Genomic DNA, 22578 nt, shown 5'->3' on the forward strand with positions numbered 1-22578 from the left:
TACCTCACTCGCAAGGCTATGCGGCGCCTTGCTGCTGACGATTCTTTTTAAATAATTCACGGAAAATTGGGTAAATGTCCTCAACGCCACGAATATGTTGCATTGCAAAGTTGTCGTGGGTTTGTGCTATTGATTGATACTCTCGCCATAAGCTTTGGTGAGCACGGGCTGTGATTTCAATATACGCATAGTAGCGTACTGCTTTTAAAAGCTTGTTACGTAAAATTTCTCCACAATTTGGTGAGTCATCTGCCCAGTTGTCGCCATCAGACGCTTGCGCTGCGTATATATTCCATTCTTCAGGGTTATAGCGTTCAGCGATGATTTCGTTCATCAGTTTTAATGCGCTAGAGACGATGGTGCCACCCGTTTCTTGAGAATAGAAAAACTCTTGCTCATCGACTTCTTTCGCTTGGGTATGATGGCGAATATAAACGACTTCTATATTTTTGTAGCTACGGGTTAAAAATTGATAAAGCAAAATATAAAAGCGTTTTGCCATGTCTTTAGTCGCTTGATCCATCGAGCCCGACACATCCATTAAGCAAAACATCACAGCTTTGCTTGTGGGGTGTGGTCGTTTTTCATAATTACGAAAACGTAAATCGTAGTTATCGATAAATGGCACTGCTTTAATGCGACTTTGCAGCTCCTCAATTTGGCGTTCAAGCAAAGCGATAGCCGCTTTATCTGGCTGATCTTCGGCTTTTAAAAGCGCTAACTGACCTTCAAGTTCAGCAAGATGACGCTTTTTGCCAGCAGTCATTGCAACTCTTCGCGCAAGTGAGCCCTGTAAAGAGCGCACAATATCAATGTTGCTTGGCATGCCATCGTTACAAAAACCGGCTCGATGGGTTTTCATTTGCACCAGTTTATCGAGCTGGTTTTGTTGCAGGTTAGGCAGCTCTAAGTCTTCAAACAATAAGTCTAAGTATTCATCTTTTGAAATAGAGAACACAAAGTCGTCTTGTCCTTCACCCGAATCACTGGCTTCACCCTCGCCAGAGCCACCACCTTGACCGCCTCCTTGCGGGCGCTTAATTTTGTCGCCCGTAGAGAATTGGTCATTGCCTGGATGGATCTGTTCACGGTCACCACCACGTCCTTGATGAAAAATAGGCTCACTGATATCACGTTGCGGAATAGAAATACTTTCACCGCTGGTGGTATCGGTTACGCTACGCTTATTAATGGCATCAGACACCGCTTCTTTAATCTGTTTTTTGTAACGCCTGATGAATCGTAGACGATTCAAGGTACTTTTGTTTTTTCCATTCAGGCGTCGGTCAATAAAATGCGCCATAACAACCCCCTTTAAACAAACGTTTTTTACTGCGATTTTCTAACGCGTAAATACCATTCAGAAAGTAAACGTACTTGTTTTTGGGTATAGCCTTTCTCAACCATACGATTGACAAAGTCTTCGTGTTTTTTCTGATCTTCAGCTGATGTTTTCGCATTGAACGAAATAACCGGCAGGAGATCTTCTGTATTTGAGAACATTTTCTTCTCAATAACTGTGCGAAGTTTTTCGTAGCTAGTCCAAAGCGGATTCTTACCTTGGTTGTGCGCGCGTGCACGCAGTACGAAATTGACTATTTCATTACGGAAATCTTTCGGATTTGAAATTCCCGCAGGTTTTTCAATCTTTTCAAGCTCTGCGTTAAGTGCTGCACGGTCAAATAGCTGGCCGGTATCTGGGTCACGGTATTCTTGATCTTGGATCCAAAAATCAGCATAGGTGACATAACGGTCAAAGATGTTTTGCCCGTATTCTGAGTAAGATTCTAAATAGGCCGTTTGTAACTCTTTACCAATAAACTCCACGTATTGAGGAATGAGGTAGCCTTTTAAGTGACTTAAGTAACGCTCTTCAACATCGGCTGAAAACTGCTCACGCTCAATTTGTTGCTCAAGCACATAAAATAAGTGCACAGGGTTGGCAGCCACTTCGGTAGTATCAAAGTTAAATACCCGCGACAGAATCTTAAACGCAAAGCGGGTAGAAAGCCCTGTCATGCCTTCATCAACACCTGCGTAGTCGCGGTATTCTTGATACGACTTCGCTTTCGGATCGGTGTCTTTTAAGCTTTCGCCGTCATACACCCGCATTTTTGAATAAATGCTTGAGTTTTCTGGCTCTTTCATGCGTGAAAGGGTGGTAAATTGCGCCAGTGTTTTTAATGTGCCGGGTGCACAAGGGGCGTCATGTAACTCACTATTTTCGAGTAGTTTATTGTAAATTTTGACCTCTTCAGAAACACGTAAACAATAAGGTACTTTGACGATGTAAACACGGTCTAAAAATGCCTCATTGTTTTTATTGTTCTTGAATGTTTGCCACTCAGATTCATTAGAGTGAGCCAGAATCATACCATTAAACGGTAGGGCGCTAATGCCTTCTGTGCCGTTGTAGTTACCTTCTTGCGTTGCTGTAAGTAGTGGGTGTAGCACCTTGATTGGTGCTTTAAACATTTCTACAAACTCCATCAAGCCTTGGTTTGCTAAACAAAGTGCACCGGAGTAGGCATACGCATCTGGGTCGTTTTGTGCAAAGTGCTCAAGTTGGCGAATATCGACTTTACCGACTAACGCTGAAATGTCTTGGTTGTTTTCATCGCCGGGCTCAGTTTTAGCAATCGCGACTTGATTTAAAATAGATGGGTAGCGCTTAACCACTCTAAATTGACTAATGTCACCATTAAATTCACTTAAGCGTTTTGCAGCCCACGGTGACATCACCGTTTTTAAATAACGCGGTTTAATGCCATATTCTTTCTCTAAAAGCTCGGCGTCTTCATTTGGATCAAATAAGGCTAAAGGGTGGTCGTTAACAGGCGAGCCTTTAATTGAATAAATAGGTACTTGTTGCATTAAGTATTTTAGTTTTTCAGCAATTGATGATTTACCACCCCCTACAGGGCCAAGTAAATACAGTACTTGCTTACATTCTTCTAAGCCTTGCGCAGCATGTTTTAGATAAGAGACGATTTGCTCTATGGCATCTTCCATACCATAAAAATCGTGAAATGCCGGGTAGCGTGCAACTACACGATTTGAAAACAGCCTGCTTAAGCGCGCATCGGTTGATGTGTCGATAATTTCAGGTTCGCCAATAGCCATCAATAACCGTTCAGGTGCGCTGGCATAAGCTGATTTATCCTTCTTACAGATCTCGAGAAATTCCTCAATACTGTATTCTTCTTCTTGCGCTGCTTCGTATCGTGATTGGTAATGCTCAAAAATACTCATAGAGACCTCCGAAAACCCGCTAAAATGACGTGTAATTAGATTAAGAGAAAAGCAAAGGTTAATTAAAGCTTAGTCACGATTTTGAATTTTTGCGCAAGAAAATTAAGAATTTAATTGAAAAAAGCTCATCCTGATTAGGCTTTTTGGGTGAGTGGTTGGCTGCGGGTCAGAGGGGGCGTGCAAAGGACAATAAAAAAGACGCCGAAGCGTCTTTTTTGATTACTGTTTGTAACAGAAGATTAAGCGAAGTTAGCGTTCGCGAAGTCCCAGTTAACTAATGCCCAGAAACCTTTTAGGTAATCAGGACGTACGTTACGGTAATCGATGTAGTAAGCGTGTTCCCACAGATCCACAGTTAGGATTGGAGTAACACCTTCATCAGTTAATGGCGTTGCAGCATTTGACGTGTTTACGATATCAAGTGTGCCATCAGCTAGTTTAACTAACCAAGTCCAGCTTGAACCGAAGTTGTTTACTGCTTTGTCGTTTAACGCTTCTTTGAATGCGTCGAAAGAACCCCATTTAGCGTTGATCGCGTCAGCAATTGCGCCTGTAGGCTCGCCACCACCGTTTGGAGATAGGCTGTTCCAGTAGAAAGTGTGGTTCCAGATTTGTGCAGCATTGTTAAATACGCCACCTTCTGAAGAACATACGATTTCTTCTAAAGATTTGTTTTCGAATTCTGTGCCTGGGATCAGACCGTTTAATTTCACAACGTAAGTGTTGTGGTGTTTACCGTGGTGAAACTCTAGAGTCTCTTTTGAAATATGTGGCTCTAATGCATCGATTGCGTATGGTAGTGACGGTAGTTCAAATGCCATTTTTTATCTCCATCTTCTTGGTTGATAGTCCACTCAGTTATAGGTAATAGCAAGGTAAACAGCGTACTTCCCTATACCAAGTGGTATTATAGTGTTACTATAATTGTTGAGTATTTTACTCAAGTTTTAGCAAACAGCAATGCTATTGCTAAAGACTATTTTAAATTGTGGCTACGAATGCCGATTTAAGTTATATATCTGAGGCCACTGTGAAACTTTTTCAAGGCCAATGTAGTAAGCTAATGTCTTTTTTGAGGTTGTAAATGGAAACCATCGATAAAATTAAACAGCAAATTTCTGAAAATCCAATCCTTCTTTACATGAAAGGATCACCAAAGTTACCTAACTGTGGTTTTTCTTCACAAGCATCACAAGCACTTATGGCATGTGGTGAGCAGTTTGCTTACGTTGACATTCTACTTAACCCAGATATCCGTGCAGAGTTACCTGCATACGCAAACTGGCCAACATTCCCACAATTATGGGTAGAAGGCGAGCTTATCGGTGGTTGTGACATTATCATCGAAATGTTTCAACGTGGTGAATTACAGCCACTAATCACTGAAACAGCTGCAAAGTACAAAGAAAAAGACGCTGAATAATTATATTTAGTGTAGAAAAAAGCCGCAAACTGCGGCTTTTTTTATAGCCATTCGCTTAAGATTAGTAAGCGGTGGTATTACCCGGGTAATAAAACATGCACGCTCAAACCACCGTGCTCACGGTTATGTAGGCTAATTTGCCCGTGGTGCGCTTCAACTATTTCTCTGCATAGTGCTAACCCTAAACCACTGCCAGTTGCTTTGGTTGAGTAAAAGGGAATTAGTGCGTTGGCCATTACAGCCTCACTCATACCCTTGCCTTTATCACTTACTGTGATGTGTGTGCCACTTGTTTCTTGTTGCACAGTTAAGCTGACATCTTCTGGGTTTGAACCGGATTCATAGGCATTTTTTAATAGGTTTATAAGTAACTGCTCGAGTTGGGTATGATCAGCGTCAGTTGTTACACGTTCATCAAGTAAAACCTCAACCTGCCACTGACTTTTTAATTGCTCAATCAGTGTCGGCCAGTTAATCGTCGACAGTTGAGGGGGGGGTAACTTAGCAAATTTGCCATAGCCTTGTACAAACTCATTAAGGTGTTTTATGCGGTCTTCAATGGTGGTAAATACCCGTTTTAAGCGTGGCTCGTCGACTTCTTTTGTTAATAGTTGCGCGCTATGAAGCATAGATGACATTGGCCCTAGTGAGTTGTTAAGCTCATGGCTAATGATACGAATGACTTTTTTCCATACTTCTACTTCTTGGCGGCTTAGTTCGCGGGTCAGCTGTTTAAAAACAAACAGTTGGTGAAACTGATTATTAAGCAATAATCGGCCTGTTGCCATATGCCAAGTTTGTGATTCTTGATCTGATTTATCGAGGGTAAATAAGCCATCAACGCCTTTGTGAATGGCACGCGTTAATTGCTCGCAGCTTGAATCTAATAAGTTTTCGAGCTTGGCACCTTCAAGGGCTGACTTAGCATCGAGTAAGCTACGAGCACTGTGGTTGCTATACACAATAAAGCCTTGGTCGTTAGTCAAAAGCACAGCTTGTGGCGAGCTTTGTAATACTTTGTCGAGCATCAACTCGCGCTGATATATCCATTGTTTTTCTTGGCGAAGCTGTTTTGCGGTTTGGTTATAAAGCCGGCATAAATCACCTAGCTCATCGCTGCCATCATAGGCTAATAATGTAGCCAGCTCACCATCTTTAAAATTAAGCAACCCGGTTTCGAGTGAGTTCATGCCATCAATAAGCGGAGTTGATAATTGCGCGGCAAAAAGTCCGCTGATCAAAGCGCAAGCGAGCAGGGCTAATAGGCTGTAAAACAAGCTTATACCCGCAAAGTAACAAACCAACATAAGTGGCAATGCAGACGCTGCCATGCATAAGGTTATGATTTTATATCGAAACGAAAAACGCATTAGTATTCAATCTTAAATTTATCAAGCCTGCGATAAAGTGCTTGACGACTAAGGCCAAAATGGCGAGCCACTTTAGCAATCACACCTTTGTACTCGCGCATGGCAAGTTCAATCTCTTGTTTGTTAGGCTCTGCTCTTGTTTGTGATGGGCTGTTTGTTTCAACTTGTAAGCCAAAATCAGCAAGCTCAATCACCCCTGTGGGTTTTAAAACGCCAGCGCGTTTACAGGCATTTTCAAGCTCACGAACATTCCCCGGCCAACTATGGGCGAGCAGGGCTTTTTCTGTACTTAACGACAGGGTGCGCTCAGGTAAGAAGTGTGCGACCAAAGCTAAAATATCATCAGGGCGATGAGCTAGGCTTGGTAAATTTAACTCAATCACATTTAAGCGGTAGTAAAGGTCTTCACGAAATTGACCTGTTTTAATTGCATGGCTTAAATCTTCATTGGTTGCTGAAATGACCCTAACATTCACTTTACGTGTTTGTGTTGAACCTAAGCGCTCAAATTCACCGGTTTGTAAAATGCGTAATAGCTTCATTTGCCCAGAAAGTGGCAAGTTACCAATTTCGTCTAAAAATAAGGTGCCACCATCGGCCGCTTCAAATCGACCAATGCGCTGTTTGGTAATGCCTGTATAGGCGCCAGCTTCGGCACCAAATAACTCAGCCTCAATAAGGTCGCTAGGCAGAGCGCCGGCATTAACAGTGATAAAGGGTTTATCTGCTAATAAAGAATTGGCCTGAATTATGTGTGCAATGCGTTCTTTACCGCTGCCGTTAGGGCCTGTGATCAGCACCGAAATATCCGATTTAGCAACTTGAATCGCAAGATTAACAATGTGCTCCATAGCGGTACTTTTATATATCAAACCCACTAAATTTGCTTGTTGCACAGATGCGTCACGTTCTTGCTGGTGGCGGGTAAAGGTTTCGTTTTGCTGTTTTGCTTTACCCAGCTCTATTAGGTTATTTACACAAGTAAGTAGCTTGGCATCGTCCCATGGTTTTGGCAGGTAATCAGCAGCCCCTGCTTTGACAAGTTCAACGGCAGTAGAAAGCTCTGTCCATGCGGTGATCAAAATAATCGGAAGGTGAGGATTAATGTCTCGTAAGGCATAGAAAAGCGCTTTGCCTTCTTCGCCGGAAGTGGTGTCGGCGGTAAAGTTCATGTCTTGAATAACAAGTGCAATGCGTTGGTATTGTACGGCTTGAATTGCCTCAAAAGGGTTGCTTGCCGTAACAACATCAAAATCGTGAATTTCGAGTAACAACGATAACGCATCCAAAATGGCTGGGTTATCATCGACGATAAGTATTTTTTCCATATTATTGTTTTAGTTATTGTCCTAATAAGGGTGCAAGATGAATGCTACACTGTTAATCCAGTGTAGCATAGGTTGGGAGAACTAAATGGTTCGAGTTGCAATGCTCGGTGAGATATTCGCAGCCCGTTTTGCAGGTGCAAGTACCGCTAATAAGCTCATAACGAAAACAGCAAGTGCTGTTACAAGCACGTAGCTAATATCAAGCTGAGCAATTGAGAAGTGCTGCATGAGTAACTGGCCTAAATACACGGCAGCAATCACGCCAATCACTAAACCAACAACACATATCATGGCGTTTTCAACTAAGAAGTAGCTGATAATGGCTGACTTTCTGGCACCTAAAGCGCGGCGAGTACCAATTTGCTTTGTACGCTTACTAATATTGAACAGCGTTAGGCCGAAAATACCTAGGGCTGTCACCAACACTAAAATAGTAATTAGTACAATCAGCATGCGCATCATTAATGTATCTTCAGCCATGTATGACTCTTTATCGTCATCTAAGCCACGAATGCGAGAGATAACGCGTTTGTTGTAGTTTTTTAACATGGCTTCTTCAACACGGTTCATGACTGATTGACGTTGACCAGGCTCTGTTCTAACTACAAAGCGTGCATTTGTTCCAGGCTTAATAAAAGGCAGCAGTGCTACGTTATCTGGACGGCTGTCTTTAAGCCATGGGCCTTTCATTAGTTCGACAACACCAATCACTTTCATTGGAATGTCACCAAAATAGACAGTTTGACCTAAACCATTGCCGTCAGGAAACAGCTCATCGAGTAGGGTTTTAGTGACAACTGTTACTTTTGAAAGCTCATCATAGTTATCGGTTACGATCACTTCGTCTTCGGTATAGTTACGCCCAGCAATGAGTTTAACGCCATAGGTATTAATGCCATGCTCATCGATAAACATGTAAGAGCTACGTGCTGATTTACTCTCTTCAGGTGCTGGCTTTAAACTAAAATCTGACGAAGAACCACTGCCCGAAAGCGGTGTGTTACTTGAATAAGCGGCATCGACTACCCCAGGTATTTGACGAAGCATGGCTTCATCAAGCTCATATTGCTGAGACGGAGACACATCTTTGCCAAACATCATGACATTAAAAACAAAAATGTCTTGTTCAGGGTAGCCTGTTTCTTGGCTTAAATAGCTAATTCTGTCTTGAATAATAAACGCCGCGTTACTAACAATTGCAGTGGTGATGGCAATTTGGATCAGTAATAAAATAGCGCCAACTTTTGAGCGGCATAAGGCGTGAAAGATAGGTTTGATTTCTAACATGGTGTCTTCCTTATTGGCTCTTAAGGTAAATAGCAGGGTTGGTTTTACACACCAGCCAAGCAGGGTACAGACCCGCTATCACACAGGTGCTAATTGCAATCACAGGTGCGCTGAGTAACATGGTTAAGTCCATAGTGGCTAAGCTTTGGTAGTAGCTATAGCTTTGACGTACGCCTAATAAGCCCACTTGTGCCAAAATAATTCCGAAGATGCCACCTAAGAAACCTAACATGGCTACCTCAACAATATGTTGAAAGAATATTTGGCGTTTGCTGGCACCTAATGCACGGCGTACACCGACCTCAGGAGCGCGGCGTAAAAATTTCGCTAGTAATAGACCTAAAATGTTGGCAAGGCATACCGCTAAAAACATAAAGCTTAGGCCAACCAGAATTTCGTTGTCTTCGCTGACAACATTGTTGTACTTCATCCACTCATTTACATCGCGTAAGGTGGCGGTTAATTTTTCACGGTTAAAACGACCTAGCTTCTGTTGTTCTTGCATATAGGCCATTAAAAAGTCTTGGTAAGCTTGCTTTTCTGCAGGTGTTTTTAGTTCAACCCAAAACTGTAACCACACCATTTCTGAATTGAGCTTGTCATTAAAGGTATTGGTTTTTTCGTGCTTCCAACCATTGGTATTACCCCAGTTTTCAAGCTGGCGTGCTTTCATTAGGCTAAATGGTAAAAATAGTTGTTCGGTTTTATTAAATGCACCGTTATTCAAGTCATAGTATTTGGTAGTGATATCCCAATCATCAATCACGCCAATGACTTCGTAACTAGCATCATCGAGGTACACCATTTTGCCTACCGGGTTTTCACCAGCGAATAATTTGTCGTTTAATTCTTTATTGATAACCACGACAGGTGCTGCATCGGCTTCTTGTTGCGCGCTCCAAACCCCACCATAAATAAACGATAAGTTAAACATATCGAAAAAATCAGGGGTGGTTAGACGAGCTTGACCAATAAATGGTTTAACTTTATCTGAGTCTAAATAAACCGAAAAACCCGTTCTAACCATAGTGACACGCTTGCCACCTGCTTTGGCCTGGTTAAGGTTGACTGCATCTTGATAGGTTAATTGCAGTGGCATGTTATCGATTGTCCACCACGTACGGCCTTCATCCATGGTTTGTAACTGCACAGAGTAAAGATCGCTACTTTTTTCAGGAATAGGGTCTGCCGACATCATGTGATACACAGATAAACTTGTCATGGTTACGCCAATACCAATGGCAATAGCCAGCACCATTAAAAAGCTTACTAGTGGCGTGCGCTTAAAGCTGCGCCAGCTTAAATCTAAATAATGAAGGAACATGGTTACACTCCAGCCGCTTTAAGGTTTTGGGTGCCTTGATACAAAGTGAAGTCAGCGAGTTGGCCATCAACAACTTGGATATTACGAGGTGCTCTGCGGGCAAGCTCTGGATCATGGGTTACCATGATGATGGTTGCGCCATCACGGTTGATTTGCTCAAGCAGCTCCATTACCTGACGCGCCATAAGGCTATCTAAATTACCAGTTGGCTCATCGGCGAGTAAAAAGCGTGGTTCACCTGCAAGGGCTCTGGCAATAGCGACACGTTGCTGTTGACCACCAGAAAGTTGTTGCGGTAAGTGTTTAGCGCGTGAGGCTAAACCAACTTGCTCAAGGCATTGTTCAATTCGGCGTTTACGCTCAGCAGCTTTGATACCGCGATAACGCAGTGGTACTTCAATATTTTCGTAGAGGTTCAAATCTGGAATAAGGTTGAAGCCTTGGAAAATAAAACCAATTTTTTGATTACGTAAGTCAGCACGCTGGTTGTCGTTGAGCTTACCCACATCAATACCGTCTAGCATGTATTGGCCTTCGCTAAATGGTTCTAACATACCGGCGATGTTTAAAAAGGTGGTTTTACCTGAGCCACTCGGGCCTGTTACGGCAATAAATTCACCTTCTTCTACTTGTAGGTTGAAGTCGCGAAGGGCGTGCGTTTGTACCATATCTGTTTGATACACTTTGCTGATGTTGTTCATTGTAAGCATGTTGATTATTCCTTTTATTTGTTAGCGTAAAACCAGTGTGGGTGCTTTTTTAAAGCGATCGTAATTCGAGATAATTAACTTATCGCCAGGCTCTACGCCTTCAATAATCTCGACAGCATTGATACTGCTTGCACCGGTTTTTATATCGATTAAATAAGCCATGTCACCGTCAACTTTATAAGCATGGGTGCCACCTTGTTGTAAGAATGCGCCGCGTTTTACCTGCAATACATTGTCGCGATTCTCTAATAAAATACGTGCGGTTAAGCGTTGGTTTTGGCGAATGCCAGAAATCTCATTGTCAAAGCGTACGCGGGTAGTGACCTCGCGATTATTCACTTCAGGCGAAATAGCCGATAGGGTGCCTGTTACATGACGTGCGCCTAAAGTAAGTTCTACTTGCATACCAAGACCTAGCTCGTTGGCGTAGCTTTCTGGTACTTGCAGTTCTGCTTCAAAGTTACTTAAATCGACCAATGTCATTAACGGTTGGCTTTGTGTTACCGCCTCTTTTTGTTGCACTAATAAGTTACCCACAATGCCGCTTACGCTGGCGGTAATGGTGAGTTCATTTACTTGCCTTAGTAAGTCATCAACAATCAATTGCTGACGCGCCAGATCGCGCTCTGCTGCTTTTAGCTCAAATGCGAGGGTATCTTTAGCTAAGCTGACCTCTTGCTCAGCATGCTTATAAGAAAGCTTGGCACGAGCTAAATCATCAACGGCTTTTTCTAAATCTATTTGGCTAATTAAATGTTTTTCGATTGAGATTTTAGCGCGGCGGTTTTCTCTATCTGCGGCATTTAGTTCAACTTGCGCTAAATCGAGTGCTTTGGTAAGGCTCAGCTTTTGCCTGCGCGCTTCAAGTTGCTTGCGTTGTAATTCTCCTTCTAATCGCGCTAATACTGATTGTTGCTGTTTTAATTCGTTGGTTAGCTCAGGGCTGGTAACGGTTGCAATCACTTCATTTACTTCAACGCTATCACCGGCTTTTACTTTTAAATCGACAAAGCCACGTTCAGGGCTGTAAACCTTTGGCGCATTAGCTGCAACGATTTTACCGCTCGCTGCCACATCTCTGGTGAGCGTCTTTTGGCTCACTTCACTAATTTGTAGGCTTGCTGCATCAACCGAAATGCTGCCATCGTTACTGGCAAACAAAGCTTGAAAGCCAAGCGCACCAACAAGTATTACACCCGCTGCTAACATAAGTGGTTTTTTAATGGTGTTTTTCTTAGCCACGGTAATATCTTGGGCACTGGTATCCTTAATCATCATAACTCCTTACGATTCTCAAAACACACAATCATGAAGCCAACGGCAAGCATGGTAAGTGGAGAAGCCATAAACAAACTGATAGTGAACATTTTGAAATCCTCAATTTCGCTGATGTCTTATCTATACCAATAGCGTGCCAAAACTTAATATATTGATTTTTAATGTATTTTATTTTATTTGATGAGTTACTGCCTGTCCGCGGACAGAAAAAGTGTCCGCAGCGGACACTTTTAAATTGCTGTTTGTTGACGCATAGGTAAAGAAACTCAGTCATTGCGACTAAGGTAGTCTGCTCAGATACATAGTTTGTAACTATGCTAAAGCCAAGAGTAAATAATGATGCAACTGTGCTAGGTGAGACCCCATAAAAAGCTGCATTGATATTCATAAGTTGAATAATTATTCATTTGTCAGTGCAGTTTACGTTAACGTAAAGGTGCGGGTTTTTAGATTGCTTTTTACAAGTTGTTAAATTTGACACCAGTGTCATAAAAAAATAACGGTAAAAATACGTCTAAATGTAAAAAAATTGCTTAGTATTTAATATGTGCCTCCAAGTGAGAAATATTCAAGAATATGAATATGTATTCAAATCTCTATTGACTCATGGAACAATTGGCGATAGTTTTGTTCGTCTGCTAGCACTGTCGCAAAAGACTGAATCGCTAGTCGTTGTAGCAAGGGGAGGGGTCTATGTTATATGACTCAAAATTAGAAAAAGATAATTGTGGCTTTGGCTTAATAGCCCAGGTCAATGGTCAAGCGAGTCACCGCTTGATTCGAACAGCAATCACGGGCTTAGATCGCATGGAACACCGAGGCGGTATTTCTGCAGATGGTAAAACCGGTGATGGCTGTGGTTTATTAATGCAAAAACCCGATAGTTTCTTTCGTGCTATTGCCAGCGAACATGATTGGCATTTAGGTAAGAACTACGCAGTCGGCATGGTATTTTTAAATGCTGATCCTGTACTTGCACAAACATCTAAAGATGTGCTGAGTGAAGAACTTGAAAAAGAAACCTTGAGTATTCAGGGTTGGCGTGTAGTGCCAACAGATTCATCATGTTTAGGGCCAATTGCAAAAAAACAACTACCGGGCTTTGAACAAATTTTTGTGAGCGCACCAGAAGGCTGGCGTCCAAAAGATTTAGAGCGTCGCTTGTATGTAGCACGTCGTCGTGCAGAAAAGCGCCTCGAAAACGATGAACATTTTTATATTGCCAGCTTATCTGGTTTAGTTACTGTCTATAAAGGCTTAATGATGCCTGTAGACTTACCTAACTTTTATTTAGATTTAGCTGACATTCGCATGACCAGTGCGATTTGTGTATTCCACCAACGTTTCTCTACTAATACACAACCTCGTTGGCCATTGGCGCAACCATTCCGCTATTTAGCGCATAATGGTGAAATTAATACTATTCAAGGTAACCGCCAGTGGGCTCGTGCCCGTGCGTACAAGTTTGCCTCACCACTTATTCCTGATTTGCAATCAGCAGCGCCTTTCGTGAACGAAAGTGGCTCTGACTCTTCAAGCTTAGATAATATGCTTGAGTTGTTCTTAGCGGGTGGTATGGATTTATTCCGTGCTATGCGTATGCTTGTACCACCAGCATGGCAAAAGAACCGTGCCATGGATGATGACTTACGTGCATTCTATGACTTCAACTCAATGCACATGGAACCATGGGATGGCCCGGCAGGTATTGTAATGTCAGATGGTCGTTTTGCAGCCTGTAACCTTGACCGTAATGGCTTGCGTCCAGCTCGCTATGTAATCACTCAAGATGGTTTCATTACCCTTGCCTCAGAAGTAGGTATTTGGGACTACGCACCAGACGAAGTGGTTGAGAAAGGCCGTGTTGGCCCTGGTGAGCTATTAGTTATAGATACTCATCAAGGGAAGATTTGGCATTCAGATGAGATTGACCAAGACCTTAAATCACGCCATCCATATAAAGCATGGCTAGAAGCAAACGTTAAGCGTTTAACACCGTTTGAGCAACTCTCAGAGAAAGATGCGGGCAACCGTTCATTTGATGATGAAACTCTGCTTAAGTACCAAAAAATGTTTGGTTACACCAACGAAGAACTTGATAGCGTTATTCGTGTAATGGGCGAAAATGGTCAAGAAGCAACAGGCTCAATGGGTGATGACACGCCATTTGCGGTACTTTCAGAAGGTCATCGTTCACTGTTCGATTACTTCAGACAAAAATTCGCACAAGTAACCAATCCACCGATTGATCCACTTCGTGAAAATCACGTTATGTCTTTAGCTACTTGTATTGGTAGTGAGCAAAACGTATTTAATGAAACAACAGGCCATGCTAAGCGTTTACAGTTTGATACGCCAATTTTGATGTATGCAGACATGCAACAGCTTATCAATGCTGACGATGAACATTACAGCTATTGTAAAATTGATATTACTTACACCAAAGAAGAAGGCTTAGAGAAAGCGATCACCCGTATCTGTGATGAAGCGCAAGCAAAAGCAGCATCGGGCTGTGTAATGCTTATTTTAAGTGACCGTAACTTTAGTGAAACGCACTTGCCTATCCCGGCTGCAATGGCGGTAGGGTCTGTTCAAAAACGTTTAGTTGATAACAACTTACGCTGTGAATCAAATATCATTATTGAATCGGGCAGTGTCCGTGATGCACACCAATTTGCTGTATTACTAGGCTTTGGTGCAACAGCAATTTATCCGTATCTTGCGTATGAATCGTTAGTTGCGATGACTGACAAAAAGATCTTAAACAAGAGCTACTGTGAAGTAACCCTTGCTTATCGTAATGCGATAAATAAAGGTCTATATAAAATCATGTCGAAAATGGGCATTAGTACTGTTGCTTCGTATCGCTGTTCGATGTTATTTGAAGCCGTTGGTTTATCAGATGCAGTTGTAGAAACCTGTTTTAATGGCGTGGCAAGTCGCATCAAAGGGGCTTGTTTTACAGACTTTGATGATGACCAACGCAAACTACATAAGTTAGCCTTTAGTAAACGTAAATTATTAAGCCATGGCGGCTTATTAAAATATGTTCATGGTGGTGAATACCATGCGTACAACCCAGACGTTATCCAGACACTGCAAAAAGCTGTGCGTTCTGGGGAATATAGCGACTATGTAGCCTACGCTGATTTAGTAAATAACCGCCCGATCACCAATTTACGTGACATGTTGGCTGTGAAAATTCCTGAAGCTGGTGTGAATATCGATGACGTTGAGCCGGCAACTGAGCTCTACAAGCGTTTTGACTCAGCAGCAATGAGTATTGGTGCGTTATCGCCAGAGGCTCATGAAGCGCTCGCGATTGCAATGAACCGTTTAGGTGGTTGTTCAAACTCAGGCGAAGGTGGTGAAGACAAACTTCGCTACGGCACAGAGAAAAACTCGCGTATTAAGCAAGTTGCATCTGGCCGCTTTGGCGTAACACCACACTACTTACGTAGCGCTGATGTAATTCAGATTAAAGTGGCGCAAGGTGCAAAACCAGGTGAGGGTGGTCAATTACCGGGTGAAAAAGTAACGCCATATATTGCAAAATTACGTTACTCGGTACCGGGTGTGACCTTGATTTCACCTCCGCCGCATCACGATATTTACTCAATCGAAGATTTAGCTCAGCTTATTTTCGATTTAAAACAAGTAAACCCAGATGCACTGATTTCGGTGAAACTCGTTTCGGAGCCGGGTGTAGGTACTATCGCAACAGGTGTAGCAAAAGCGTATGCCGATTTAATCACCATTGCTGGTTATGACGGTGGTACAGGTGCAAGCCCACTTACTTCTGTTAAGTATGCAGGAAGTCCTTGGGAGCTTGGTCTTGCTGAAACCCAGCAAGCGCTAGTAGAAAATGGTTTACGTCATCGTATTCGTCTACAAACTGATGGTGGCCTTAAAACGGGTCTAGATATCATCAAGGCGGCTATTTTAGGTGCTGAAAGCTTTGGCTTTGGTACCGGCCCTATGGTGGCGCTTGGTTGTAAGTATCTGCGTATTTGTCACTTAAACAACTGTGCGACCGGTGTTGCAACGCAAGACGATACGCTTCGTCAAAAGCATTATCATGGTCTGCCAGAAATGGCGATGAACTACTTTAAGTTTATTGCCGAAGAAGCGCGCCAAATAATGGCAAGCTTAGGGGTTACTCGATTAACCGATTTAATAGGTCGTTTGGACCTGCTTGAAGCCATTGAAGGCAAAACAGAGAAGCAAAAGAAAGTAGATTTGTCATCTGTGGTTGCGGTACCAAATAACCCAACTGGTGAGACTCTGTATTGCAGTGCACCTAATAGTTCGCATTATTTAGGTCAGCTAAATGAAACCTTGCTTGAAAAAGCAAAACAAGCGATTGATGAAAAATCGGGCACCTCATTGGTAAGTCGTATTTGTAATACTGACCGCTCAGTGGGTGCGATGTTATCGGGCTATATTGCCTCTAAACATGGTAACCAAGGTATGGCAGCTGATCCTGTCTCTATTGAGCTTCATGGTACAGCGGGTCAATCATTTGGTGTATGGAATGCAGGTGGCCTTGAAATGACATTAGTAGGCGATGCGAATGACTATGTTGGTAAGGGGATGGCTGGCGGTAAGCTGGTAATTCGTCCACCGCTGGGTTCATCGTTCGAAAGCCACAAAGCGACTATTGCCGGTAATACCTGTTTATATGGTGCTACAGGCGGCAAATTATTTGCGGCAGGTTGTGCTGGTGAGCGTTTTGCAGTTCGTAACTCTGGTGTTCAAGCGGTTGTAGAAGGTGTTGGTGACAACGGCTGTGAATATATGACCGGTGGTGTGGTTTGCGTGCTTGGCAAAGTAGGTATCAACTTTGGTGCAGGTATGACAGGTGGTTTTGCTTATATTCTTGATGAAGGCAATGACTTTGAAAAACGCATTAACCCTGAGCTTGTTGAAATTGTCACGCTCGAAGGGTTGGCATCACACCAAGAACATTTACGCGGCCTAATTGCTGAGCATTTAGAGCTTACAGGCTCAAACCGCGCTGAGCAGATTTTAGCTAACTTTGATTTATACATTCCAATGTTTAAATTGGTTAAGCCAAAATCTAGTGATGTAAAAAGTTTACTCGGACACCGAGCGCGCAGCAGCGCAGAGCTTCGTGTTCAGGCTCAGTAAGGGGGTAGTATGAGCGAAAATGTATACCAGTTTATCGATGTACAACGTGTTGATCCGCGTAAAAAGCCAATTTCAGCGCGTAAGCAATCTTTCGTCGAAATTTACGAGCCGTTTTCTGAGACACAAGTAAACTCACAAGCGGACCGCTGTTTGGATTGTGGTAACCCGTATTGCGAATGGAAATGTCCGGTACATAACTATATTCCACAATGGTTAAAGCTCATTCGTACTGGCCGTATTTTAGAAGCGGCAGAGCTTTCTCACCGAACTAACAGCTTACCAGAGGTGTGTGGACGAGTTTGTCCACAAGATCGTTTGTGTGAAGGCTCATGTACACTTGAAGAGGAATTCGGTGCTGTTACTATCGGTAATATCGAAAAGTACATCACAGATACAGCCTTTAAGATGGGCTGGAAACCAGATATGTCGTATGTGGTTTGGTCTGACAAAAAAGTAGCAATTATTGGTGCAGGCCCGGCAGGCTTGGGCTGTGCGGATATTTTAGTACGTAACGGTGTAAAACCTGTGGTGTTTGACCGTCATCCAGAAATTGGCGGACTTCTTACGTTTGGTATTCCTTCATTCAAGCTTGAAAAAGAAGTGATGCAAAAGCGTCGTGAAATTTTCACTGAAATGGGTGTCGAGTTTAAGTTAAACACTGAGGTTGGCGTAGATGTTACCCTTGATGAAATACTCGCTGAATATGATGCCGTGTTCTTAGGTGTTGGTACGTATCAAAGTATGCGTGCAGGACTTGAGAATGAAGACGCTGATGGTGTGTTTGATGCACTACCATTCTTAATCGGTAACACCAATCGTGTTATGGGCTATGCCGAAGACAAACAAGCTTATATCGATATGGCTAACGAAAAAGTCGTCGTGTTAGGCGGTGGTGATACAGCAATGGACTGTGTAAGAACCTCTATTCGCCAAGGTGCTACAAAAGTAACTTGTGCTTATCGTCGTGACGAAGAAAACATGCCAGGCTCAAAACGTGAAGTTAAAAATGCCCGTGAAGAGGGTGTTGAATTTACCTTTAACGTTCAACCTAAAGGTATTGTGGTTGACGAACAAGGCAAAGTTGCAGGCGTAAAAATGGTTAAAACTCAGTTGGGTGAACCAGATGAGAATGGCCGTCGTCGTGCCGAAGAAGTGGCCGGTTCTGAACATGTTATTGAAGCAACTAAAGTGCTAATGGCATTTGGTTTTAAACCTCATAAAATGGATTGGTTGGAGCCGTATGGCGTTGAAATCAATCATTGGGGTGGCATTAATGCTCCTGAGCAAGGAGAATTTACTCACCAAACAACGAACCCTAAAATCTTTGCGGGTGGTGATATAGTTCGCGGTTCAGATTTAGTTGTTACAGCTATTTTCGAAGGCCGAAATGCAGCTGAAGGTATAATGGAATATCTTGGCGTATAACTACTTAACTTAATGTACGATTTTGAAAGCAAGCCGATGGCTTGCTTTTTTTATGCTTAATCAAAACAAAATCATCGCCTCAACTAATATTTGTTGAGAGTAATCCCCGATAAAGAAAATGAAAAATCAGAGCCAGCAACGTATAATTGCTCAGTAAAAATGGTTGGACTCTATTTTATCTCCACAGTTTAGTACTAGCTCCATATTTGCTCCACATTGTTACGCTTTAATATTCCAAAGAAGTTTGGATCCAGTATGGACATTTGATGCTAACAACATGGAAAAAAAGAAAATGTTTTGCGAACACATTAATCATGAGCAACTAAACTGTTTTCAACCAAGTTCAAAATCTGAAAATGATTTACTTAATGAGGTTATGAAAAGTGAAGACCTGCACGATATTCTGACTATGGTTTTATTAGACGAAACCTTATCAGACGCGTTTAAAGCGATGGTTAGGAAGCAATTAAAAATAATAAAAAATATGAAACGGAAATAAAAATGTCGCAGATATTAGTCGTTGAAGACGACTTAGATATTGCAGAACAAGTGCTGTTGTTCTTCAATGCATCTGGCTTTACTACTCATCACATTACTGATGGCAGCGCCGTAGTGTCGTGGGTCAAAGAGAATAATCCAGATGCAATAATTCTAGATGTTATGTTACCTAATTTAGATGGCGTGGAGTGCATGAAGCAGATCCGCGCTTTTTCTATGGTACCCATTATTATGGTAACCGCTAAAGTTGAAGAGGCTGATAGGTTAAAAGGGTTAGAGCATGGTGCTGATGATTATGTGTGTAAACCTTTTAGTGGCGCAGAGCTTGTCATGCGTGTTAAGGCTATTTTAAGACGATGTACACCAATATCCCAGCAGCCAACTGAGATGCCTGCTACTATTTGTCTAAACGAAGATGCCTTAGAAGTTGAAATTCAAGGTGTATCGCTCGGTTTAACTAAGGTCGAATTTGACGTGTTTAAGCTTTTATATAAAGCACCAAAACGTGTTTTCTCAAGGCAGCAGATACTTGATCATATTCAACCTAATAACTTTGACATTACCGATCGTGTTATCGATAGCCATATCAAAAACATCCGCAAAAAACTTAAGAATTTAAAGTTCTCTCCTAAGATAGTCGCTTCTGTTTACGGCGCAGGCTATCGTTATGATGAACGTCAAATCAATTGATTTGGCGTTCATCGCTTTCACACCTTATTGCAAACGGTACGTTCACCTTTTCTAACAGAATGGCTAAATACGTACACTGATAACTCTCTGGATTGAATATCCTGCCAAATTTGTTTACTAGGAAGTGGACATAATGCGTAATGTAAATATTGGCTTAACGCCTCACCTTCAAGAGCAATTGGAGTTGGCGTTTGTACATACACTTGAATTGCATTAGTTGAATATTTAATCTTGTTTAAACGCCAATGACCTAATAAAAACTGTTTTGCAAAAAACTGTGATATACGCTGTTTTGCAGATTCAGACAGTGGAGGGGACGCTACTGGCTTTTCATAGCTTACATAATAAAGCCCAGCACTTAATAGCAAGCTAGCGATAGCAGCACTGAAAGGAAGATGAGACTTTTTGGTTTTTTTAACTTTGTTTTGACGATGTTTACGCTCAACAGACTTAGCCCATTGAGCATGCTTTAATGACTCTGACATGGTTCCATTCCACAGTAGTTTATAGTGCTATTTAAGCAATAAAATGTGGTGAAAAAATGGAGAAGAAAGCGCTTATTTATTACTTATAGGCAGTAAAATCCTGATACATAAACCACCTGACTTACCCGGTAATGCGCTAATATTACCAGACATTAGCTCTACAAAACTTTGGCAGATCGAAAGCCCTAAACCAGAACCTCCTAATGCACGGCTACGAGACTCTTCAACACGATATAAACGGTCGAAAAGTTTGCCTATATGCGCTTTTCCTACCCCAGGAGAGGTATCATCAACTTGAATAAACAACTCTTGGTTGTTTGCTCTTACTTTAAGGCGAACATGGCCAGGGCTGTCTGTGTATAGGCAGGCATTAGTAAAAATATTGTTGAGAATTTGGTCAAGCTTTTGCTTATCTACCGTGATTTCAACTCCTTCAGCAATAACAATGTCAGCTAAAAATGTGAGTTGATGGCTGCAAACATAGCGGCGCATGTCTTGCTCGTATTCAGTAAAAATATGTGCTGCATTATATTGTTGAAGATTTAATGTAAGGGTTTTGTTTTCAGCTTGAGATAACTGATATACATCGGATATCAAGTTATTCAGCTGTGCTATCTTGCCATTAATTTTGCTGTAGGCTAGGTCACGGTTTTCTTGAATATCGAGTTCCAGCGCTTCGATATGCAGTTTTAATACACTCAGTGGTGTGCGTAATTCATGGGATATATCTGCAAGCATTTTGTCTTTTTCAATCAAGCTATATTGATATAGCTTGGCTTTAAATAGAGCTTTTCGATGCTTAAAGTAATACAGCACTAAGGCAAGCGTACTGAACAATAAAACAATGCCGGCTGATAACAGCCATATCTGTTTTTCTAATCGCTGATTATTCATTTGAGCTGTAGCGAGTTTGTTTTTTTGTATCTCATCATCAATGCGCTGCTGTTGCTCGATTGCTGTTAATTGTTTTTTGTTCTTTTCAACAGCTTGATTTAAATGCTCTTCAAACAACGACTCGGCAAGTGTGTTTTTAAGTTTTAGCTGCTCAGCTGCTAGTTTGTAATCACCGATAAGTTCAGCATAAATCGCGGTATAACCGTGCTGTTTTTGATTCAATAAGCGGTTATCAATATCAGCGAGTAGTTCTTTTGTGTTACTTAAATAAAGGTTAATCAATATAGGGTTTTTTAGTGCTAGATGTAGTTCGATTAAATTAAAGTAAGAGTAAATTTTGCTTAATGTCGAGCCAGACTTAAGCGCAGCATTTAACCCTGATTCAGCACTACTGAGCGCCATATGTTGGTTGTCTATTTTTAAATACAATTGCATTAGCGTATGTTTCGCGGTAGCCATATTCTCATAGGCGTTGACGTCGGCTAAACGGGTATAGGCGTTATTTAATAAGGGGAGCGCCTGCTCAAAGTCACCTCGTTTATACACTAACTTGGCAAGTTGTAAGCTGGTGTCTGCAATATTCATTTGGTTTTTGGTTTTAATATCAAACTCAAGCGCTTTTTTATAGAAGTACTCAGATTGAGAAAGGTCATCAAGTCTTTGAGCAAGGTTTGCTAAGTTATAAAAGTTAGTGGCAACCAGTTCATAATTATCGCTGTTTTCTAACAAGCCCTGTGCTTTTACTTGATGGTGCATTGATTGTTCAAGATCATTAAGTGTGTCGTATAGCGAACCTAAATTGCTATGGCTTTGTGCTTGTAGATTTTTGTCTTCAAGTTCGTTTGCAAGCGCTAAGGCTGCCATGTAGTGCTTCTTTGCTTCAATTGTTTTTACTTGGCGGCGGTAGTTGATCCCCAACTCTTTTTGGATCTGGTATTGATCCTCTTTACTCAAATTAGCAATTTTTTGTAATGGCAGTAACAGTTCAATCGCCTCGTTGTAATGACCTTTTTTACGTAAAAGTGGCGCTTGAGCCATGGCAACATCATAGGTTGATGAAGTGCTATTATGATCTTTGTATTGCTCAAGAATTGTGAGGGCTTCACTGATTTTTCCTTGGTTTTCAAGGTCAGTGACTTGATTTAATAGAGAACTTGGCAGTGTGGTTGCTACACTTGCGCATGACAAAAAATAAATAGCGATAAGTAAAGAGTATTTCATTAGAGGTTAGAATGGGCTTAATGTGTACGCATACTAACGAGAAAATGTGTAGAAATTATGGAGTTATTAGTTAACGTTTTTCGTTATTTCATATTGTTTAATGAAAAAGAATTGCTATTAATCTGTTTAAACCTTACATGTTATTATTTTTCACCTTTTTGTCTCATTATCAAAAATTTCTGATTGTTTTCAGATATCTGAAGCCTAAAATCAAGCTGAATATAATTTATACACGATTGGCA

General features: G+C 41.7%; 15 protein-coding genes. 4 read left to right on the forward strand and 11 right to left on the reverse strand.

Going from position 1 to position 22578, the window contains the following annotated elements:
- Positions 1-16 precede the first annotated feature (16 nt).
- The 3 genes from L1264_RS15065 to L1264_RS15075 all read right to left on the reverse strand — a co-directional run bounded on the left by L1264_RS15065 (position 17) and on the right by L1264_RS15075 (position 4073).
- Entirely contained in the window at positions 17-1303 is a 1287-nt protein-coding gene (locus tag L1264_RS15065; RefSeq protein ID WP_235404182.1) for a YeaH/YhbH family protein, read from the reverse strand.
- A 26-nt stretch (positions 1304-1329) separates the two neighbouring features.
- The gene (locus L1264_RS15070) at positions 1330-3252 is read right to left on the reverse strand and encodes a PrkA family serine protein kinase (RefSeq protein WP_135924231.1); all 1923 of its coding nucleotides are present in this window, start codon (positions 3250-3252) and stop codon (positions 1330-1332) included.
- 239 nt (positions 3253-3491) lie between these two features.
- The gene (locus tag L1264_RS15075) at positions 3492-4073 is read right to left on the reverse strand and encodes a superoxide dismutase (protein ID WP_054551537.1); all 582 of its coding nucleotides are present in this window, start codon (positions 4071-4073) and stop codon (positions 3492-3494) included.
- Between the two features lie 263 nt (positions 4074-4336).
- Between L1264_RS15075 and L1264_RS15080 the strand changes: the two genes are divergently transcribed.
- Entirely contained in the window at positions 4337-4675 is a 339-nt protein-coding gene (locus L1264_RS15080) for a Grx4 family monothiol glutaredoxin (RefSeq protein ID WP_054551536.1), read from the forward strand.
- A gap of 77 nt (positions 4676-4752) precedes the next feature.
- On the opposite strand, the gene L1264_RS15085 is transcribed toward L1264_RS15080, so the two are convergent.
- The 6 genes from L1264_RS15085 to L1264_RS15110 form a co-directional block, all read right to left on the reverse strand.
- A complete protein-coding gene (locus tag L1264_RS15085) occupies positions 4753-6045 on the reverse strand; it encodes a sensor histidine kinase (protein WP_235404184.1) in 1293 nt (430 codons plus the stop codon).
- A complete protein-coding gene (locus L1264_RS15090) occupies positions 6045-7373 on the reverse strand; it encodes a sigma-54-dependent transcriptional regulator (RefSeq protein ID WP_199525739.1) in 1329 nt (442 codons plus the stop codon). The genes L1264_RS15085 and L1264_RS15090 overlap by 1 nt, the downstream gene beginning before the upstream one ends.
- Before the next feature lie 81 nt (positions 7374-7454).
- Entirely contained in the window at positions 7455-8660 is a 1206-nt protein-coding gene (locus L1264_RS15095) for an ABC transporter permease (RefSeq protein ID WP_235404186.1), read from the reverse strand.
- Between the two features lie 10 nt (positions 8661-8670).
- Positions 8671-9984, reverse strand: a complete 1314-nt coding sequence (locus L1264_RS15100; protein ID WP_199525735.1) for an ABC transporter permease — start codon at positions 9982-9984, stop codon at positions 8671-8673.
- A 2-nt stretch (positions 9985-9986) separates the two neighbouring features.
- Positions 9987-10694, reverse strand: coding sequence for an ABC transporter ATP-binding protein (locus L1264_RS15105; protein ID WP_054551528.1), 708 nt, complete (start codon positions 10692-10694; stop codon positions 9987-9989).
- Between the two features lie 21 nt (positions 10695-10715).
- Positions 10716-11969, reverse strand: a complete 1254-nt coding sequence (locus L1264_RS15110; RefSeq protein WP_199525834.1) for an efflux RND transporter periplasmic adaptor subunit — start codon at positions 11967-11969, stop codon at positions 10716-10718.
- 696 nt (positions 11970-12665) lie between these two features.
- Here L1264_RS15110 and gltB point away from each other — a divergent pair.
- The 3 genes from gltB to L1264_RS15125 all read left to right on the forward strand — a co-directional run bounded on the left by gltB (position 12666) and on the right by L1264_RS15125 (position 19736).
- Positions 12666-17123: a glutamate synthase large subunit gene (gene gltB, locus L1264_RS15115; protein WP_235404188.1), complete on the forward strand. Its 4458-nt coding sequence runs from the start codon at positions 12666-12668 to the stop codon at positions 17121-17123.
- A 9-nt stretch (positions 17124-17132) separates the two neighbouring features.
- On the forward strand, positions 17133-18548 hold the full coding sequence (locus L1264_RS15120; RefSeq protein ID WP_135924238.1) for an FAD-dependent oxidoreductase: 1416 nt from the start codon (positions 17133-17135) through the stop codon (positions 18546-18548).
- Between the two features lie 501 nt (positions 18549-19049).
- Positions 19050-19736, forward strand: a complete 687-nt coding sequence (locus L1264_RS15125; protein WP_135924239.1) for a response regulator — start codon at positions 19050-19052, stop codon at positions 19734-19736.
- A 17-nt stretch (positions 19737-19753) separates the two neighbouring features.
- Here L1264_RS15125 and L1264_RS15130 read toward each other — a convergent pair whose 3' ends face one another.
- The gene (locus L1264_RS15130; RefSeq protein WP_199525731.1) at positions 19754-20221 is read right to left on the reverse strand and encodes a hypothetical protein; all 468 of its coding nucleotides are present in this window, start codon (positions 20219-20221) and stop codon (positions 19754-19756) included.
- A gap of 72 nt (positions 20222-20293) precedes the next feature.
- On the reverse strand, positions 20294-22336 hold the full coding sequence (locus tag L1264_RS15135; RefSeq protein WP_235404190.1) for an ATP-binding protein: 2043 nt from the start codon (positions 22334-22336) through the stop codon (positions 20294-20296).
- Between the last annotated feature and the right edge of the window lie 242 nt (positions 22337-22578).

Source organism: Pseudoalteromonas sp. APAL1 (assembly GCF_021532475.1).
GTDB lineage: Bacteria > Pseudomonadota > Gammaproteobacteria > Enterobacterales > Alteromonadaceae > Pseudoalteromonas > Pseudoalteromonas lipolytica_C.

Bases quoted from the DNA above. Each gene is read 5' to 3' on its own strand.
- L1264_RS15135 (WP_235404190.1), bottom strand. From the start codon at position 22,336: ATGAAATACTCTTTACTTATCGCTATTTATTTTTTGTCATGCGCAAGT.
- L1264_RS15105 (WP_054551528.1), bottom strand. From the start codon at position 10,694: ATGCTTACAATGAACAACATCAGCAAAGTGTATCAAACAGATATGGTA.
- gltB (WP_235404188.1), top strand. From the start codon at position 12,666: ATGTTATATGACTCAAAATTAGAAAAAGATAATTGTGGCTTTGGCTTA.
- L1264_RS15070 (WP_135924231.1), bottom strand. From the start codon at position 3,252: ATGAGTATTTTTGAGCATTACCAATCACGATACGAAGCAGCGCAAGAA.
- L1264_RS15075 (WP_054551537.1), bottom strand. From the start codon at position 4,073: ATGGCATTTGAACTACCGTCACTACCATACGCAATCGATGCATTAGAG.
- L1264_RS15120 (WP_135924238.1), top strand. From the start codon at position 17,133: ATGAGCGAAAATGTATACCAGTTTATCGATGTACAACGTGTTGATCCG.
- L1264_RS15130 (WP_199525731.1), bottom strand. From the start codon at position 20,221: ATGTCAGAGTCATTAAAGCATGCTCAATGGGCTAAGTCTGTTGAGCGT.
- L1264_RS15110 (WP_199525834.1), bottom strand. From the start codon at position 11,969: ATGATTAAGGATACCAGTGCCCAAGATATTACCGTGGCTAAGAAAAAC.
- L1264_RS15090 (WP_199525739.1), bottom strand. From the start codon at position 7,373: ATGGAAAAAATACTTATCGTCGATGATAACCCAGCCATTTTGGATGCG.
- L1264_RS15100 (WP_199525735.1), bottom strand. From the start codon at position 9,984: ATGTTCCTTCATTATTTAGATTTAAGCTGGCGCAGCTTTAAGCGCACG.
- L1264_RS15065 (WP_235404182.1), bottom strand. From the start codon at position 1,303: ATGGCGCATTTTATTGACCGACGCCTGAATGGAAAAAACAAAAGTACC.
- L1264_RS15085 (WP_235404184.1), bottom strand. From the start codon at position 6,045: ATGCGTTTTTCGTTTCGATATAAAATCATAACCTTATGCATGGCAGCG.
- L1264_RS15125 (WP_135924239.1), top strand. From the start codon at position 19,050: ATGTCGCAGATATTAGTCGTTGAAGACGACTTAGATATTGCAGAACAA.
- L1264_RS15095 (WP_235404186.1), bottom strand. From the start codon at position 8,660: ATGTTAGAAATCAAACCTATCTTTCACGCCTTATGCCGCTCAAAAGTT.
- L1264_RS15080 (WP_054551536.1), top strand. From the start codon at position 4,337: ATGGAAACCATCGATAAAATTAAACAGCAAATTTCTGAAAATCCAATC.